This is a genomic window from Rhizobium sp. G187, assembly GCF_051549525.1.
In the GTDB taxonomy this organism is placed as follows: domain Bacteria; phylum Pseudomonadota; class Alphaproteobacteria; order Rhizobiales; family Rhizobiaceae; genus Allorhizobium.
This window is the reverse complement of sequence record NZ_JBPUGM010000003.1, coordinates 35246-50202: the sequence shown is the minus strand read 5'-3', so window position 1 is coordinate 50202 and position 14957 is coordinate 35246. Positions and strand designations below refer to the sequence as shown.

Below are 14957 nucleotides of genomic sequence, written 5' to 3'. Positions count from 1 at the left end.
ACAGCCTAACCGTCACGCGGCTTCAGGCGTCGTCGGGTTTCCGTCGGACTTTCGCGGTAGTGGGCTCGATAGGTGCGGGAAAACGATGAGGATGAGTTGAAGCCTGTGATCGCTGCGATATCGGCGAACTCCATCCTCGTCTCGATCACCTTGCGGCGGGCAGCATTGAGACGAAGCGCCAAGTAGTGCTGGTGTGGCGCGACGCCCATTGCCAGGTTGAACAGGTCCTGCAGATGTCGGGCGCTCACACCGACCCGCCGCGCCAGACGGGACAACGTCAGCGGCGTGTCCACCGTCTCTTCCATCAGCTTGACGGCCGCTTCCAGCCGATGATCCAGCATGCGCCGATTGCCGATGGCGGGCGCCTGCAGCAGATCTCCTTCCATCCGCTCCTGCTCGTAGATGAACAGCCGCGACACTTCGAGCGCCATGGAATAGCCATGCGCCCGCCGGATCAACTCCAGCATCAGGTCGATGGTCGGCAGTGATCCCCCTGTCGTGATGCGTTTTCCATCGATCACGAAGCGGCCGCGCACCAGCTTGATCTGCGGATAGGCGCTGGCGAAATCCTCGAAATCTTCCCAGTGAACCGTCGCCTGAACGCGATCCAGCAAGCTGGCCTCCGCCAGCAACCAGGAGCCGGATTCAATGCCGGCCACGAAATCCCGGTGACGTGCCGTCTGAGACAGCAGCATTTTAAGCTGTGAGGTCAGGCTCCGCCGCCACTCGTAGCTCGCCACGACAAAAAGCGGATCTGTCTCGCGCCCCGGCCGGAAAGGGCCCGAGACCGCAATCGGCACACCGCTGGTGGTCTCGATCGCAGCACCAGTCGGACTGTAGGTCTGCCACGTGTAAAGCGTGCGCCCGGCAATCCGGTTGGCGGCGCGTAAGGGTTCGATGACGGAGGCGAGCAGGATCAGGTTCGTCTGCGGCAAGATCAAGAGGTCGAAATGCTGCGCCGCCGAAACATCCATCGCCATCCAACCTCATTCCGAATACCTCCGAGAATGTATGAAATGGTTCCGATAATGCAAAGCAGAATTGTCGCTCCTGCCGCGTAATGTGATCAGCAAGACGGAGACAACTATGCCACTCAGTATGAACCGTGAGGTTTTCATCACATGTGCCGTCACCGGTTCCGGTGATACGGTATCGAGATCCTCTCATGTCCCGATCACCCCGAAACAGATCGCAGAAGCCGCGATCGAAGCGGCCAAGGCCGGTGCTGCCGTCGCGCACTGCCATGTTCGCGACCCGGAGACCGGTGCTGCATCCCGCAGGCTCGACCTCTATCGCGAGGTGACGGACCGCATTCGCTCCGCCGAGGTGGACATTGTTCTCAACCTGACAGCCGGCATGGGCGGAGACCTTGTCTTCGGCAATGTTGAAAGCCCCCTGCCCGTCAATCCCATTGGCACGGATATGGCCGGCGCCACGGAGCGTATGGCCCATGTGGCCGAATGCCTTCCGGAGATCTGCACGCTTGACTGCGGCACGATGAACTTCAATCTCGGCGATTACGTCATGACCAACACGCCGTCGATGCTGCGTGCTATGGCAAAAATGATGACCGATCTCGGCGTCCGCCCCGAAATCGAGGCCTTCGACACTGGTCATCTGTGGTTTGCCAAGCAGCTCGCGGAAGAGGGCCTGATCGAGGATCCGGTCCTGATCCAGCTGTGCATGGGCATTCCGTGGGGAGCTCCCGACGACCTGAACACCTTCATGGCCATGGTCAACAACGTGCCTTCGTCCTGGACATTCTCGGCCTTCTCGATCGGTCGCAATGCACTCGCCTATCCAGCGGCCGCCGTGCTTGCGGGCGGCAATGTGCGCGTGGGCCTCGAGGACAATCTCTACATCGGTAAGGGCCAGCTCGCGAGCAACGGTCAGCTGGTCGAAAAGGCCGTCTCCGTCATCGAGGGCATGGGTGCCAAGGTCATTGGCCCGGCTGAAGTGCGCGAGAAACTGAAACTGACCAAGCGAGCGCCGAAATGAGCCGTATACAGAAAGCAGCCTGCATTGGCGGTGGGGTTATCGGTGGCGCCTGGATCGCCCGCTTTGCGCTTGCCGGGATCGACGTCAAGGTCTTCGATCCCCATCCGGACGCGAAACGCATCATCGGTGAAGTGCTGGCCAATGCCGAGCGCGCCTATGGCATGCTGACAACCGCACCGCTTCCGAAGAAGGGCGATGTCACCTTCTGCGACAGCCTGGAAGACGCCGTCCGCGACGCCGATTGGATCCAGGAAAGCGTGCCCGAACGGCTGGAATTGAAGCGCGGTGTGCTGACCCAGATCGACGCCGCAGCCCAGCCGGCAGCATTGATCGGTTCGTCGACCTCCGGCCTGATGCCGACCGAATTGCAGCGGGATATGCGCCACCCCGAGCGCCTTTTCGTCGCCCATCCCTATAACCCCGTCTACCTCCTGCCGCTTGTCGAACTCGTCGGCGGCGAAAAGACCGCCCGCAGCGTGCTCGATGATGCCAAGGCCAAGCTCGTACCAATCGGCATGAAGGGCGTGATCATCAAGAAGGAGATCGAGGCCTTTGTTGGCGATCGCCTGCTGGAATCCGTCTGGCGCGAGGCGCTGTGGCTGATCAAGGACGACATCTGCGACACTGAAACGCTGGATGACGTCATCCGCTATTCCTTCGGCATGCGGTGGGCCCAGATGGGTCTGTTCGAGACCTACCGCATTGCCGGCGGCGAAGCAGGAATGCGGCATTTCCTCGCCCAATTCGGCCCCTGTCTCGCCTGGCCCTGGAGCAAGCTGACCGACGTCGTCGACCTGGATGACGCGCTGGTCGAGAAGATCTCGGCCCAATCCGACGCCCAATCGGGCGCCCGCGGCATCCGCGAGCTGGAGCGCATCCGCGACCAGAACCTCGTCGGCATCATGCATGCGCTGAAAGCCGGAGACGACGGACGCGGCTGGGGCACCGGCAAGATCCTCGCGGATTTCGAAAAATATCTTTGGCAAAGTGCCGAAAAGACCGAGACCACGGTCTCGGCAACCGAGCCCCTCCGACTGCTTGAGACCCGCGTGAACGCCGCCTGGGTCGACTATAACGGCCACATGACCGAACACCGCTATCTGCAGCTCTTCGGCGATACCGCCGATGCGCTGCTGCGCCTTGTTGGCGTCGACATGGCCTATGTCGAAGCGGGCCACAGCTATTACACGGTCGAAACCCATATCCGCCATCTCGGCGAGGCGAAGCTCGGCCAGGGGCTCTACACGACGCTGCAGCTCCTGTCCTCGGACCGGAAGCGGCTGCATTTCTTCACTCGTATTCACGATCAGGCTAGCGGCGATCTGATCGCGACGGCCGAACAATTGATGCTCCATGTCGATTCCAAAGCCGGCAAAAGCGTCGATGCACCGGCCGACGTACAGGCGAAGACGGCAGTGATCGCAGAGGCTCACGCCAATCTGCCAATGCCCGATGGTGCGGGGCGCAGCGTGGGACAGAGGAAGGCACAATGAAACACAAACACTCTCCCGGCTCCGGGGAAAAGGTCATGCCAGCCGAGTGAGAAGCATTCATAGAAAGGAGGGTAGCCCATGAACTTCGCACTGACCGACGAACAGCAGATGATCGTGGAGACGGTCCGCTCTTTCGTCGAGGCCGAAATCTACCCTTTCGAAAACGAGGTCGAGCGCAGCGGCCATGTCCCGCCGGAACTCGGCAGGCAGATCGCCACCAAATGTCGCGAACTCGGCTTCTATGCCTGTAACTTTCCCGAGGAACTCGGCGGTGCCGGCCTCGACCATGCGACCTTCACGCTCGTCGAGCGTGAGCTTGGTCGGGGCTCAATGGCGCTCACCGTCTTTTTCGGCCGCCCCTCCGGCATCCTGATGGCCTGCAATGACGAGCAGCGCGAGCGCTACCTTTTGCCCGCCATCCGGGGCGAACGGATCGACGCTCTTGCCATGACCGAACCCGATGCCGGCTCGGACGTGCGCGGCATGAAGTGCATGGCCAAAAAGGACGGCAACGACTGGATCGTCAATGGCACCAAACATTTCATCAGCCACGCCGACATCGCCGACTTCGTCATCCTCTTCGCAGCGACAGGAGAAGAAGACACGCCGCATGGCCGCAAGAAGCGCATCACCTGCTTTCTTGTGGACCGGGGCACGCCCGGCTTCGAGATCCGTGAAGGCTACAGCTCGGTATCTCATCGCGGCTACAAGAACTGCGTGCTGAACTTCGATGACTGTCGCCTGAGTGATGCCCAGGTTCTCGGAGAGGTGCACAAGGGCTTCGACATCGCCAATCAATGGCTTTACTCGACCCGCCTCACGGTTGCCGCGAGCTGTGTTGGCCGCGCAAGACGGGTCTTCGATCTCGCGCTCTCCTATGCCGCCGAGCGCAAGCAATTCGGCAAACCAATCGGCGCCAATCAGGGCGTATCCTTCAAGCTTGCCGACATGATCACCGAGATCGACGCCGCCGACCTTCTAACCTTGTCCGCCGCATCCCGCCTCGACCAGGGCCTGCCCTCCAATCGCGAGATTGCCTCGGCCAAGCTCTATGCAACGGAGATGCTGGCGCGCGTCACCGATGAGGCCATCCAGATCTATGGCGGCATGGGGCTGATGGACGACCTGCCGCTGGCGCGCTTCTGGCGCGACGCAAGGGTCGAGCGCATATGGGATGGCACCTCCGAGATCCAGCGGCACATCATCAGCCGCGATCTCCTTCGACCACTGGGGGTATAGCACACGGTGACCCGCTCCTTCGACCGCCTGCTTCGCCCGAAATCCATTGCCGTCTTCGGCGGCAAGGAGGCAGCGCGTGTGGTCGAGCAATGTCGGAAGATCGGCTTTGATGGCCCCATCTGGCCCGTACATCCAACCAAAGACGAAATCGGCGGGCAGCGCTGCTATCGGTCCGTGAATGACCTGCCGGCTCCACCGGATGCCGCTTTTGTCGGTGTAAACCGAGCCGCCACGATCGGCATCGTCCGTGACCTGGCAGAACGCAAGGCAGGCGGCGCGATCTGTTATGCCTCGGGCTTTCGCGAAGCCGTGGCCGAGTTTCCCGATGGGGCAGACCTGCAGGACACGCTGGTTGCAGCCGCAGCCGATATGCCGATCATCGGCCCCAACTGCTACGGCTTCATCAACATGCTGGATCGTGTCTTGCTCTGGCCGGACCAACAGGGACTGTCGATGGTCGATCGAGGCGTTGCGATCCTGACGCAATCCTCGAACATCGCCTTGAACATTTCCATGCAGACACGCGGGCTTCCCATTGCCTATGTGCTGACGGCGGGCAACCAGGCGAAATGCGGCCTGTCCGATCTCGCCATGGCCGTTCTCGACGATCCGCGCGTGACTGCCGTCGGACTGCATATCGAGGGGATCGACAGCCTCGTCTCGCTTGAGCGTCTGGCCCTGAAGGCCAGACAGCTCGCAAAGCCCCTGGTGGTTCTGAAGGTTGGCCGGTCGGAGGCCGCCTGCCGCGCTGCCATCTCCCACACGGCATCGCTTGCCGGCAACCATGCCATAATGGCTGCCCTGTTCGAACGGCTGGGCATCGGACGCGCAAACAGCCTGCCGGAATTCCTGGAAGTGCTGAAACTGCTCCACCTGCACGGCCCGCTCGCCAGCTTCGACATCTCTTCGATGAGTTGTTCCGGCGGCGAGGCCTCGCTGATGGCCGATGCAGGAACTGCGCGAAACATCCGGTTTCGTGAGCTGCAACCTGACCAATCCGAGCCGCTGCGCCAAGCCCTCGGCCCCATGGTCACCTTGGGCAATCCGCTCGACTACCACACCTTCGTCTGGGGCAACCGGCAAAGACAGTTCGAAGCCTTTGCCGCCATGATGCGGGGCGGCTACGCGCTCAATCTCGTGGTCCTTGATGTCCCGCGACTGGATCGCTGCGATCCCGCAGACTGGATGACCACCGCCGACGCCGTGATCGATGCCGCTGTTGAGACCGGGGCAAAGGCTGCTATCGTCGCCAGCATGGCGGAAAACATGCCGGAAGAGATGGCCACACGGCTGATAAAGGCAGGCGTCGTTCCACTTCTGGGGATCGACGACGCACTGGCTGCGGCCGAAACGGCCGCCATGATCGGCGCGTCCTGGAATGCGCCCGAGGCGACACCTCTCCTCAAGGTCCAGGCAACCGGGCGCGAGGTCATGACGCTCAACGAGCAGGAGGCCAAGAGCGCCCTCGGCGTCCATGGCGTCAAAGTTCCGCAAGGTCTGCGCGCCGAAACGGCAGAGGGCGCAGCCAATGCCGCAGCCAGTCTCGGCTTCCCCGTGGTTCTGAAGGCCCTCGGCGTCGCACACAAGACAGAATCCGGCGCAGTCGTGCTTGGCCTGACCGATACCGATGCGGTCCGCTCAGCCGCTGACACCATGGCAGGTGTCGCCGCCGGATTCCTTGTCGAAAAAATGATCGACAAACCTGTTGCAGAATTCATCATCGGCGCGGTGCATGACCCGGTCGCAGGCCTGGTCCTGACGATTGGCGCTGGTGGAATTCTCGTGGAATTACTGGAGGATGTCGCCATCCTGACACTCCCCACAGACGACGGTGCAATTCGTGAGGCCATAGCCAGGTTGAAGGTCGCAAAACTGCTTGAGGGCTATCGCGGCCATCCCAAAGGCGACCTCGACGCCCTTGTGTCCACCGTCGCATCGGTCGCATCCTATGTCGTTTCAAACGCTTCAATCGTCGAGGAACTCGACGTTAATCCCGTCATGGTGTTGCAGGAAGGCTCCGGGGCCTTCGCTGTCGACGCCCTGATCCGTCTGAGAGGGTGACTGCATGTCCGGCCCGATCCTCACCCGCCGCGAAGGCGCAATCCTCGAAGTCACGATCGACCGGCCGAAGGCGAACGCCATCGATCTGGAGACGAGCAGACTGATGGGCGAGATCTTCCGCGACTTTCGCGATGATCCAGATCTGCGCGTCGCAATCGTCACCGGCAGCGGGCCGAAATTCTTCTGCGCCGGATGGGACCTGAAGGCCGCCGCCGCCGGAGACGCCGTCGATGGAGACTATGGCGTTGGCGGCTTCGGCGGGATGCAGGAACTGCGCGACCTGAACAAGCCGATCATCGCCGCCGTCAACGGCATCTGCTGCGGAGGCGGCTTCGAAATCGCCCTGTCGGCAGACCTGATCCTCGCTGCCGATCACGCCACCTTCGCCCTGCCGGAAATTCGCTCGGGTACCGTTGCCGATGCTGCCTCCATCAAACTGCCGAAGCGCATTCCCTATCACATTGCCATGGAGATGCTGCTGACAGGTCGTTGGCTGGACGCGGCCGAGGCCCATCGCTGGGGCTTCGTCAACGAAATCCTGCCGGCGGCAAATCTGATGGCGCGCGCCTGGGATCTGGCACGTCTGCTCGAAAGCGGCCCACCCCTCGTCTATGCCGCGATCAAGGAAGTGGTGCGAGAGGCAGAAGGCCGCGACTTCCAGACGGTGATGAACAAGGTCACACGGCGCCAACTGCAGACGGTCGATACACTTTACGCCAGCGAGGACCAGTTGGAAGGCGCCCGCGCCTTTGCTGAAAAGCGTGACCCAGTTTGGAAGGGCCGGTGATAGGCTGACCGACCAGGCGCGCGGCGCAAGAACGAATGAAGGGCACGGAACGGCACAGGTTGATGGCCAGGCCGCGGCGAACAGGAGGACGAAAGACACTGACTTCAGGCGAACCGACGCCTCGGCAAACGGAAATCGGCAGCAGCTCGACCAATCACAACAAGCGGCAAAGACCGCGCAGACAAGGGAACAGTGGAATGAGCGATTACAAGGACTATCTCGCACGCCAGGTCATGCTGGGCGCAATGAACAGACGCGAGTTTCTCGGCCGCGCGGCAGCGCTTGGTCTTGCGGCATCGACCGCAGGCACCTTGTTTGCGACCAGCGCTGCGGCACAGGAGCCGAAACGCGGCGGCCATCTGAAGCTCGGCCTCGAAGGTGGCTCGGCTACCGATAGCAAGGACCCGGCGAAGTTTCTGTCCCAGGTAATGTTCTGCATCGGTCGCTGCTGGGGCGACATGCTGGTGGAATCCGAGCCGCTGACCGGCCAGCCGGTGCCAGCCCTGGCTGAATCCTGGGAGCCTTCGGCCGATGCCGCGACCTGGACCTTCAAGATCCGCAAGGGCGTCAAGTTCCACGACGGCAAGGAGCTGACGGTTGAGGACGTTGTGAAGACCCTTCAGCGCCATACCGACGAGAAGTCAGAATCGGGCGCGCTGGGCGTCATGAAGTCGATCAAGGAAATCAAGGCTGACGGTGGCAACCTCGTCCTCGTGCTGACCGAGGGCAATGCCGACCTGCCGCTGCTCCTCACCGACTACCACCTCGTCATCCAGCCGAATGGCGGTTATGACGACCCGCTCGCCTCGATCGGCACCGGCCCCTACAAGATGATGAGCTTCGAGCCGGGTGTGCGCGCGACCTTCGAGCGCAATGCTGACGACTGGCGCACGGACCGTGGTTATGTTGACTCCATCGAGATCATCAACATGAATGACGCGACGGCCCGTATCGCAGCCCTCGCCTCGGGTCAGGTCCACTATGTCAACCGCATCGATCCGAAGACGGTCTCGATGCTGAAGCGTTCGCCCAATGTCGAGATCCTGAGCACCTCCGGGCGCGGTCACTATGTCTTCATCATGCATTGCAACACAGGCCCCTTCGACAACGCCGATCTGCGTCTGGCGCTGAAATATGCGATGGACCGGGAAACCATGGTCGAGCGCGTGCTCGGCGGCTACGGCAAGGTGGGCAACGACTTCCCGATCAACAACACCTACGCCCTCTTCCCCGAAGGCATCGAACAGCGCGCCTATGATCCGGACAAGGCAGCCTTCCACTTCAAGAAATCAGGCCATTCTGGCTCGGTGTTGCTGCGCACCTCGGAAGTCGCATTCCCCGGCGCCGTCGATGCCGCTGTCCTCTATCAGGAAAGTGCCAAGAAGGCCGGCATCGAGATCGAGGTCAAGCGCGAACCGGGCGATGGCTACTGGTCGAATGTCTGGAACGTCCAGCCTTTCTCCACCTCCTACTGGGGCGGCCGCCCGACGCAGGACCAGATGTATTCGACGGCCTATCTCTCGAGTGCAGACTGGAACGATACCCGCTTCCTGCGTCCGGATTTCGACAAGATCCTGCTGGAAGCCCGCTCTGAACTCGACGAAGCCAAACGCAAGGACATGTATCGTACCATGGCCATGATGGTGCGGGACGAAGGCGGGCTGATCCTGCCGATGTTCAACGACTTCGTGAACGCGGCCTCCAAGCAGGTGAAGGGCTACATACACGACATCGGCAACGACATGTCGAACGGCTATGTCGCAACCCGGGTCTGGCTGGAAGCCTGATGACGGAGCACGGACCGAACCAAGGTCCGGACACGACGGATGGGGCCGCGCCGCAAGCGCGGACCCCTGCCGTTTCCGGATTGCCCGCAACGCTTGGGCCCCTCGAAGACGCAGGCGAAATCGGCGGCACCTTCTGGCGACACTTCGCCTTTCGCCGCCCCCTCCTGGCGCTGATCCTGCAGCGCCTTGGCCTGAGCGTCGGGCTGTTGTTTGCTGTCTCGCTGATGATCTTCGGCGGCGTCGAAGCACTCCCCGGCGACTTTGCCACGACCTATCTCGGGCAATCCGCTACCCCGCAGGCCGTCGAGAACATTCGCAAGGATCTCGGCCTCGATCGCCCATGGTCGGAACGCTACGTCAGCTGGCTGAGTGGCGCGGTCCAGGGAGACTTCGGTACGTCCTGGGCAAGCAAGCAATCGGTCGGCGAACAGATAGGCCGCAGACTCGGCAATTCTCTGTTCCTCGCCTTCTTCGCGGCCCTTGTCTCGGTGCCGCTCGCAATCGCGCTCGGCATGGTCGCGGTGCAGTTCCGCAACCGGCTGCCAGACAAGATCATCAACGTGATCTCGCTGGCCGCGATCTCCCTGCCGGAATTCTTCATCGGCTATCTGCTGATCATGGTCTTCGCCATCGATCTCGGTGTCGCGACCTTCCCGTCCACCGTCTATGACGGTATGTCGCTGACCGAGCGCCTGTCCGCCATCGCGCTTCCCGTTGCGACCCTCGTTCTTGTGGTGCTCGCCCACATGATGCGCATGACGCGGGCCGCCATCCTCAACGTGATGTCCTCGGCCTATATCGAAACGGCGGAGCTGAAGGGTCTTGGCACCTTCCGCGTGATCGCTCGGCATGCGGCCCCCAATGCCGTCGCACCCGTGGTCAATGTTGTGGCGCTCAACCTTGCCTATCTCGTCGTCGGTGTCGTCGTGGTCGAGGTCGTCTTCGTCTATCCCGGCATGGGCCAGTATATGGTGGACGCCGTGACGGTGCGCGACATGCCCGTCGTGCAAGCCTGCGGTCTGATCTTCGCGGCTTTCTACATCTTCCTCAACATGGCCGCCGATATCATCGGCATTCTGGCCAATCCGAGACTGAGGCACCCGCGATGACGCTGAAATCCATCCCCTTGAGCGCCTGGATCGGCCTCGCCGGCATCGTCATTGCCCTCATCTGCGCCCTATTCGCCCCATGGATCGCACCCTTCGGCGAGCGTGAGATTGTCGGTGACGTCTGGCTTCCGGCCGGCGGCGACTTCCTGCTCGGCACGGACAATCTCGGGCGCGACCTCCTCTCGCGCCTGATCTACGGGGCGCGCACGACGATCTTCGTCGCACTCGCCGCAACGGCCATTTCGTTTGCACTCGGCATGCTGCTGAGCTTTACGGCAGCGGTTCGGGGGGGACTGATCGATCAGATCTTTTCCCGCTTCAACGATCTGATGATGGCCATCCCCACACTGATCTTTGCGCTGGTCGTGCTCGCCGTGCTTCCGCAGCAACTCTGGATCCTGATCCTGGTCATGGCCGTGCTGGATTCCACCCGCGTCTTCCGCATCGGCCGTGCCGTGGCGCTCGACGTCGCGGTGATGGAATTCGTCGAGGCGGCGCGCCTGCGCGGCGAAGGTCCGCTCTGGATCATCTTCAAGGAAATCCTGCCCAATACGCTGTCGCCGCTGCTTGCCGAATTCGGCCTGCGCTTTGCCTTCTCGATCCTGTTTCTCTCCACCCTTTCCTTCCTCGGCCTCGGCATCCAGCCGCCGGCCGCCGACTGGGGCGGCATGGTGAAAGACAATAAAGACGGCATCATCTTCGGCATATCGGCCGCTCTTATTCCGGGCACGGCGATCGCAACCCTCGCCGTCTGCGTCAACCTGGTGGTCGACTGGCTGATGAAGCGAACATCCAGCCTCAAGGGAGGACGCGGCGATGCATGAACTTCTGTCCGTCAGGAACCTGAAGATCGAGGCGACGAGCTACCCACCGGGCGAGCCACCCAAAACGGTAACGCTGGTCGAAGGCGTCAGCTTCGACGTTGCCAAGGGCAAGGTCCTCGGGCTGATCGGCGAATCCGGTGCCGGAAAATCGACGATCGGCCTGACGGCACTTGCCTATGGTCGTGGCGGGGTCCGTATCACCGGTGGCGAAGTCAGGCTGAACGGCGAAGATCTGCTGACGCTCAGCTCCTCCGGCATTCGCCAGATCCGCGGCTGCAAAGTCTGCTATGTCGCCCAATCTGCGGCAGCGGCCTTCAATCCCGCCCATCGGCTTGGTGAGCAAGTGATCGAAGCCTCGCTGAAGCACGGCCTGATGTCGCGAGCAGACGCTGAAAAGCGCGCCCAGTACCTGTTCACCGTACTCGGCCTGCCCGACCCGGAAAATTTTGGGCAGCGCTATCCGCACCAAGTCTCAGGCGGCCAGTTGCAGCGGGCGATGACAGCGATGGCGCTCTGCCCAAACCCGGAACTGATCGTCTTCGACGAACCAACCACGGCGCTTGACGTGACGACCCAGATTGATGTGCTGGCGGCGATCAAGCATGCAATCGAAGAGACCAAGACGGCAGCGCTCTACATCACCCATGATCTTGCCGTCGTCGCACAGATCACCGATGACATTCTGGTGCTCCGGCACGGCAAGATGGTGGAATACGGGCCGGCTCAGCAGATCATCGAGGCACCTCGGGAAGACTATACGCGTGCCTTGGTCAATGTCCGCAGCACCAAGCGGGAAGAAGCAGCCGACCAATCGGACACGCTGCTCACCGTCAAGAACGTTACGGCCGGCTATTCCAACGGCTTCAAGGTGCTGCGCGATGTGACGCTCCATCTGCCCAAGGGACAGACGCTTGCGGTGGTTGGCGAATCCGGTTCCGGCAAGTCGACCCTGGCACGGGTCATCACCGGTCTTCTGCCACCGCTCACAGGTGACATCGGCTTTGATGGAAAACTTCTGCCCAGGGCACTCAAAGACCGCACAAAGGACCAGTTGCGTCGCATCCAGATGATCTACCAGATGGCTGACACGGCGATGAACCCGCGCCAGACAGTGCGTGACATCATCGGCCGCCCGCTCACCTTTTATGACGGCTTGCGCGGCAAACAGAAGACGGCGCGCGTCAACGAACTTCTGGAGCAGATAGAAATGGGCAGCGGGTTTGCCGATCGGTATCCCGCAGAATTGTCGGGAGGCCAGAAACAGCGTGTTGCCATCGCACGCGCTCTCGCCGCCCGGCCGGACATCATCCTCTGTGACGAACCAACCTCCGCTCTCGATCCGCTGGTGGCCGAGGGCATTCTGAAACTGCTCTTGAAGCTGCAGGCCGAAACACAGGTCTCATACATGTTCATCACCCACGACATTGCCATTGTCCGTGCAATTGCCGATTCCGTCGCCGTCATGAACCGGGGTCGCCTTGTCCGGTTCGGCCCCAAGACGCAAGTCCTGTCGCCCCCCTTCGACGACTACACCGACCTCCTGCTGAAATCCGTGCCGGAAATGAAGATCGGCTGGCTGGAAAGCGTGCTTGCCACGCGCCGAATGGAAGGGGCAGGTCATTGAGCCATTCGAACCACACACACACCGTCATCGAAAACGAGTGGATCACGCTGAAGGATGGCACGCGCCTGGCAGCCCGCATCTGGATGCCCGACGGCGCCGAACAGGCCCCTTGCCCGGCAGTGCTTGAATATCTCCCCTATCGCAAGCGCGATGGTACCGCACCCCGAGACGAATCCACCTATCCGGCCTTCGCCGCTGCCGGCATTGTCGGCGTCCGCGTCGATATTCGCGGCTCTGGTGAATCCGACGGCGTCATCGACGGCGAATACACGCCGCGCGAACTCTCCGATGGTTTGGAAATCATCGACTGGATCGCAAGCCGCCCCTGGTCAAACGGCAGGGTCGGCATGATGGGTATTTCCTGGGGCGGCTTCAATTGCCTGCAGATTGCGGCCTTGAAACCACCGGCGCTCAAGGCGGTCATCTCGATTGCCTCGACCGTCGATCGCTATAATGACGATATCCACTACAAGAACGGCTGCCACCTGTCGGCTCAATTGTCCTGGGCCGCGACCATGCTCGCCTACCAGTCCCGCTCGCCCGATCCGCAACTGGTCGGGGACCGCTGGAAGGAGATGTGGCTTGAGCGGCTGGAGAACGAACCCTTCTTTCTCGAAGAATGGCTCGAGCATCAGCGCCGCGACAGCTTCTGGCGCCACGGATCGATCTGCGAGGACTTCGACGGACTTCCCGTTCCGGCCCTCGTAATCGCCGGCTGGGCCGACGGTTATCGTAACACGCCGATCAAGGCGCTCGAAGGTCTCGGGCAAAAGGCCAAGGCGATGATCGGACCCTGGGTGCATAAATACCCGCATTTCGCCTGGCCGAAACCACGGGCGGACTTTCATGGCGAGGCAATTGCCTGGTGGAACCGCTGGCTGCGTGACGAAGACAATGATGCCGAACACCTCCCCCAGATGCGCGCCTATATTCTCGATGGGCCGAAGCCGGCGCTGAGGCGCGATCGCGACCCTGGCCGGTGGATTGCCAAGCAGACTTGGTCGACGCCGGAGATGAACGAGCTTCGCATATCCGGCAACGGACAGCTTGCTCCCGTCTCGACCAATCCGGTCGGCGTCGGCGTCGGCGAGGTCTATCTCCGCTCGCCGCTCGATACCGGCACGGCATCCGGCGAATACTTCACCCTGAAACCGGATGCCGAGATGGCCGGAGACCAGCGCATCGACGATGCCGGATCACTGGTCTTCGACAGTGTTGTCCTGTCCGAACCTGAAGATTATCTGGGCCAGCCCGAACTGCGGCTCACTCTCTCCTGTGACGCCCCGACTGCCAATCTCATCGCCCGGATCGTCGATATCCATCCGGACGGAACTGCCACCCGCGTTGCCTTCGGCGTGCTGAACCTCAGCCATCGGAACGGCAATGCGCAGCCCTCTCCCATGGTCCCAGGCCTCATGACGGAGATCTCTCTCAGGCTCGATGCCTGCGGCTACAGGTTCGGCAAAGGTCATCGCATCCGGCTTGCGCTTTCCACGGCCTACTGGCCAATGGTGCTGCCATCGCCTGAAAATCCGGGCCTCACCATCGATACCGCATCGCTGACGCTCGCCCTTCCACGCCTCGGCGACCATCAGGAGATCGACCTGCCGGAACCGGCAAATCCCGATCCCCTGCCACAGTACGAGCAGCACTCGCCGTCCATCACCCGCCGGAGCGTCGAGCGCGACATGACCCGTGGCCTCACTCACTATCGCATCTACGAGGACACCGGGCTGATTGAACATCCGCAAACTGGCAATGCGACGCAGGATATCCGCGACGAGGTCTGGTCGATCGCCGCGAATGACCCATTGTCCATGACCGGAACGTCAACATGGACATGCAGGGCGCAAGGCCATGGTCGTTCGGTGACGACGGTCTCCACCGCGAGCCTGTCGTGCACCGCTGATGCGTGGATCACGCAAGCAAGCGTTCAGGCATTTGAAGGCGACGAGACGATATTCGAGAAGCGTTTTGCCAAGCGGATCCCGCGCGACCTGATGTAAACATGCCGTCAAACGCGATGTCGCTACAC

Annotated in this window: 11 protein-coding genes; 10 read left to right on the top strand and 1 reads right to left on the bottom strand. The window is 61.7% G+C overall.

The genetic code is table 11. From position 1 onward, the window contains the following. Nucleotides 1–5 precede the first annotated feature (5 nt). Entirely contained in the window at nt 6–980 is a 975-nt protein-coding gene (locus ACSV9I_RS09505) for a GlxA family transcriptional regulator (RefSeq protein ID WP_438328608.1), read from the bottom strand. A gap of 106 nt (nt 981–1086) precedes the next feature. Here ACSV9I_RS09505 and ACSV9I_RS09500 point away from each other — a divergent pair, with 106 nt between their 5' ends. The 10 genes from ACSV9I_RS09500 to ACSV9I_RS09455 all read left to right on the top strand — a co-directional run bounded on the left by ACSV9I_RS09500 (nt 1087) and on the right by ACSV9I_RS09455 (nt 14928). Further along, a complete protein-coding gene (locus ACSV9I_RS09500; protein ID WP_438328607.1) occupies nt 1087–1998 on the top strand; it encodes a 3-keto-5-aminohexanoate cleavage protein in 912 nt (303 codons plus the stop codon). Further along, nucleotides 1995–3491: a carnitine 3-dehydrogenase gene (locus tag ACSV9I_RS09495; protein WP_438328606.1), complete on the top strand. Its 1497-nt coding sequence runs from the start codon at nt 1995–1997 to the stop codon at nt 3489–3491. Before ACSV9I_RS09500 ends, ACSV9I_RS09495 begins: the two co-directional genes overlap by 4 nt. 78 nt (nt 3492–3569) lie before the next feature. Next, nucleotides 3570–4730 (top strand): acyl-CoA dehydrogenase family protein, encoded by a 1161-nt coding sequence (locus ACSV9I_RS09490; RefSeq protein WP_438328605.1) that lies wholly within the window; start codon nt 3570–3572, stop codon nt 4728–4730. A 6-nt stretch (nt 4731–4736) separates the two neighbouring features. Next, entirely contained in the window at nt 4737–6791 is a 2055-nt protein-coding gene (locus tag ACSV9I_RS09485; RefSeq protein WP_438328603.1) for an acetate--CoA ligase family protein, read from the top strand. A gap of 4 nt (nt 6792–6795) precedes the next feature. Further along, entirely contained in the window at nt 6796–7578 is a 783-nt protein-coding gene (locus ACSV9I_RS09480; RefSeq protein WP_438328601.1) for a carnitinyl-CoA dehydratase, read from the top strand. 197 nt (nt 7579–7775) lie between these two features. Continuing rightward, nucleotides 7776–9365, top strand: coding sequence for an ABC transporter substrate-binding protein (locus ACSV9I_RS09475; protein WP_438328600.1), 1590 nt, complete (start codon nt 7776–7778; stop codon nt 9363–9365). Continuing rightward, on the top strand, nt 9365–10474 hold the full coding sequence (locus ACSV9I_RS09470) for an ABC transporter permease (protein WP_054159400.1): 1110 nt from the start codon (nt 9365–9367) through the stop codon (nt 10472–10474). Before ACSV9I_RS09475 ends, ACSV9I_RS09470 begins: the two co-directional genes overlap by 1 nt. Further along, nucleotides 10471–11298 carry an ABC transporter permease gene (locus tag ACSV9I_RS09465; RefSeq protein WP_438328599.1) on the top strand — a complete coding sequence of 276 codons (828 nt, stop codon included), beginning with the start codon at nt 10471–10473 and terminating at the stop codon, nt 11296–11298. Before ACSV9I_RS09470 ends, ACSV9I_RS09465 begins: the two co-directional genes overlap by 4 nt. After that, on the top strand, nt 11291–12922 hold the full coding sequence (locus ACSV9I_RS09460) for an ABC transporter ATP-binding protein (RefSeq protein ID WP_438328598.1): 1632 nt from the start codon (nt 11291–11293) through the stop codon (nt 12920–12922). The genes ACSV9I_RS09465 and ACSV9I_RS09460 overlap by 8 nt, the downstream gene beginning before the upstream one ends. After that, the gene (locus tag ACSV9I_RS09455) at nt 12919–14928 is read left to right on the top strand and encodes a CocE/NonD family hydrolase (RefSeq protein WP_438328597.1); all 2010 of its coding nucleotides are present in this window, start codon (nt 12919–12921) and stop codon (nt 14926–14928) included. The genes ACSV9I_RS09460 and ACSV9I_RS09455 overlap by 4 nt, the downstream gene beginning before the upstream one ends. Nucleotides 14929–14957 lie beyond the last annotated feature (29 nt).

What these genes read in the sequence shown, in the direction of transcription:
- ACSV9I_RS09505 (WP_438328608.1), bottom strand. Translation starts at nt 980, where the DNA reads ATGGCGATGGATGTTTCGGCGGCGCAGCATTTCGACCTCTTGATCTTG.
- ACSV9I_RS09500 (WP_438328607.1), top strand. Translation starts at nt 1,087, where the DNA reads ATGCCACTCAGTATGAACCGTGAGGTTTTCATCACATGTGCCGTCACC.
- ACSV9I_RS09495 (WP_438328606.1), top strand. Translation starts at nt 1,995, where the DNA reads ATGAGCCGTATACAGAAAGCAGCCTGCATTGGCGGTGGGGTTATCGGT.
- ACSV9I_RS09490 (WP_438328605.1), top strand. Translation starts at nt 3,570, where the DNA reads ATGAACTTCGCACTGACCGACGAACAGCAGATGATCGTGGAGACGGTC.
- ACSV9I_RS09480 (WP_438328601.1), top strand. Translation starts at nt 6,796, where the DNA reads ATGTCCGGCCCGATCCTCACCCGCCGCGAAGGCGCAATCCTCGAAGTC.
- ACSV9I_RS09475 (WP_438328600.1), top strand. Translation starts at nt 7,776, where the DNA reads ATGAGCGATTACAAGGACTATCTCGCACGCCAGGTCATGCTGGGCGCA.
- ACSV9I_RS09470 (WP_054159400.1), top strand. Translation starts at nt 9,365, where the DNA reads ATGACGGAGCACGGACCGAACCAAGGTCCGGACACGACGGATGGGGCC.
- ACSV9I_RS09465 (WP_438328599.1), top strand. Translation starts at nt 10,471, where the DNA reads ATGACGCTGAAATCCATCCCCTTGAGCGCCTGGATCGGCCTCGCCGGC.
- ACSV9I_RS09460 (WP_438328598.1), top strand. Translation starts at nt 11,291, where the DNA reads ATGCATGAACTTCTGTCCGTCAGGAACCTGAAGATCGAGGCGACGAGC.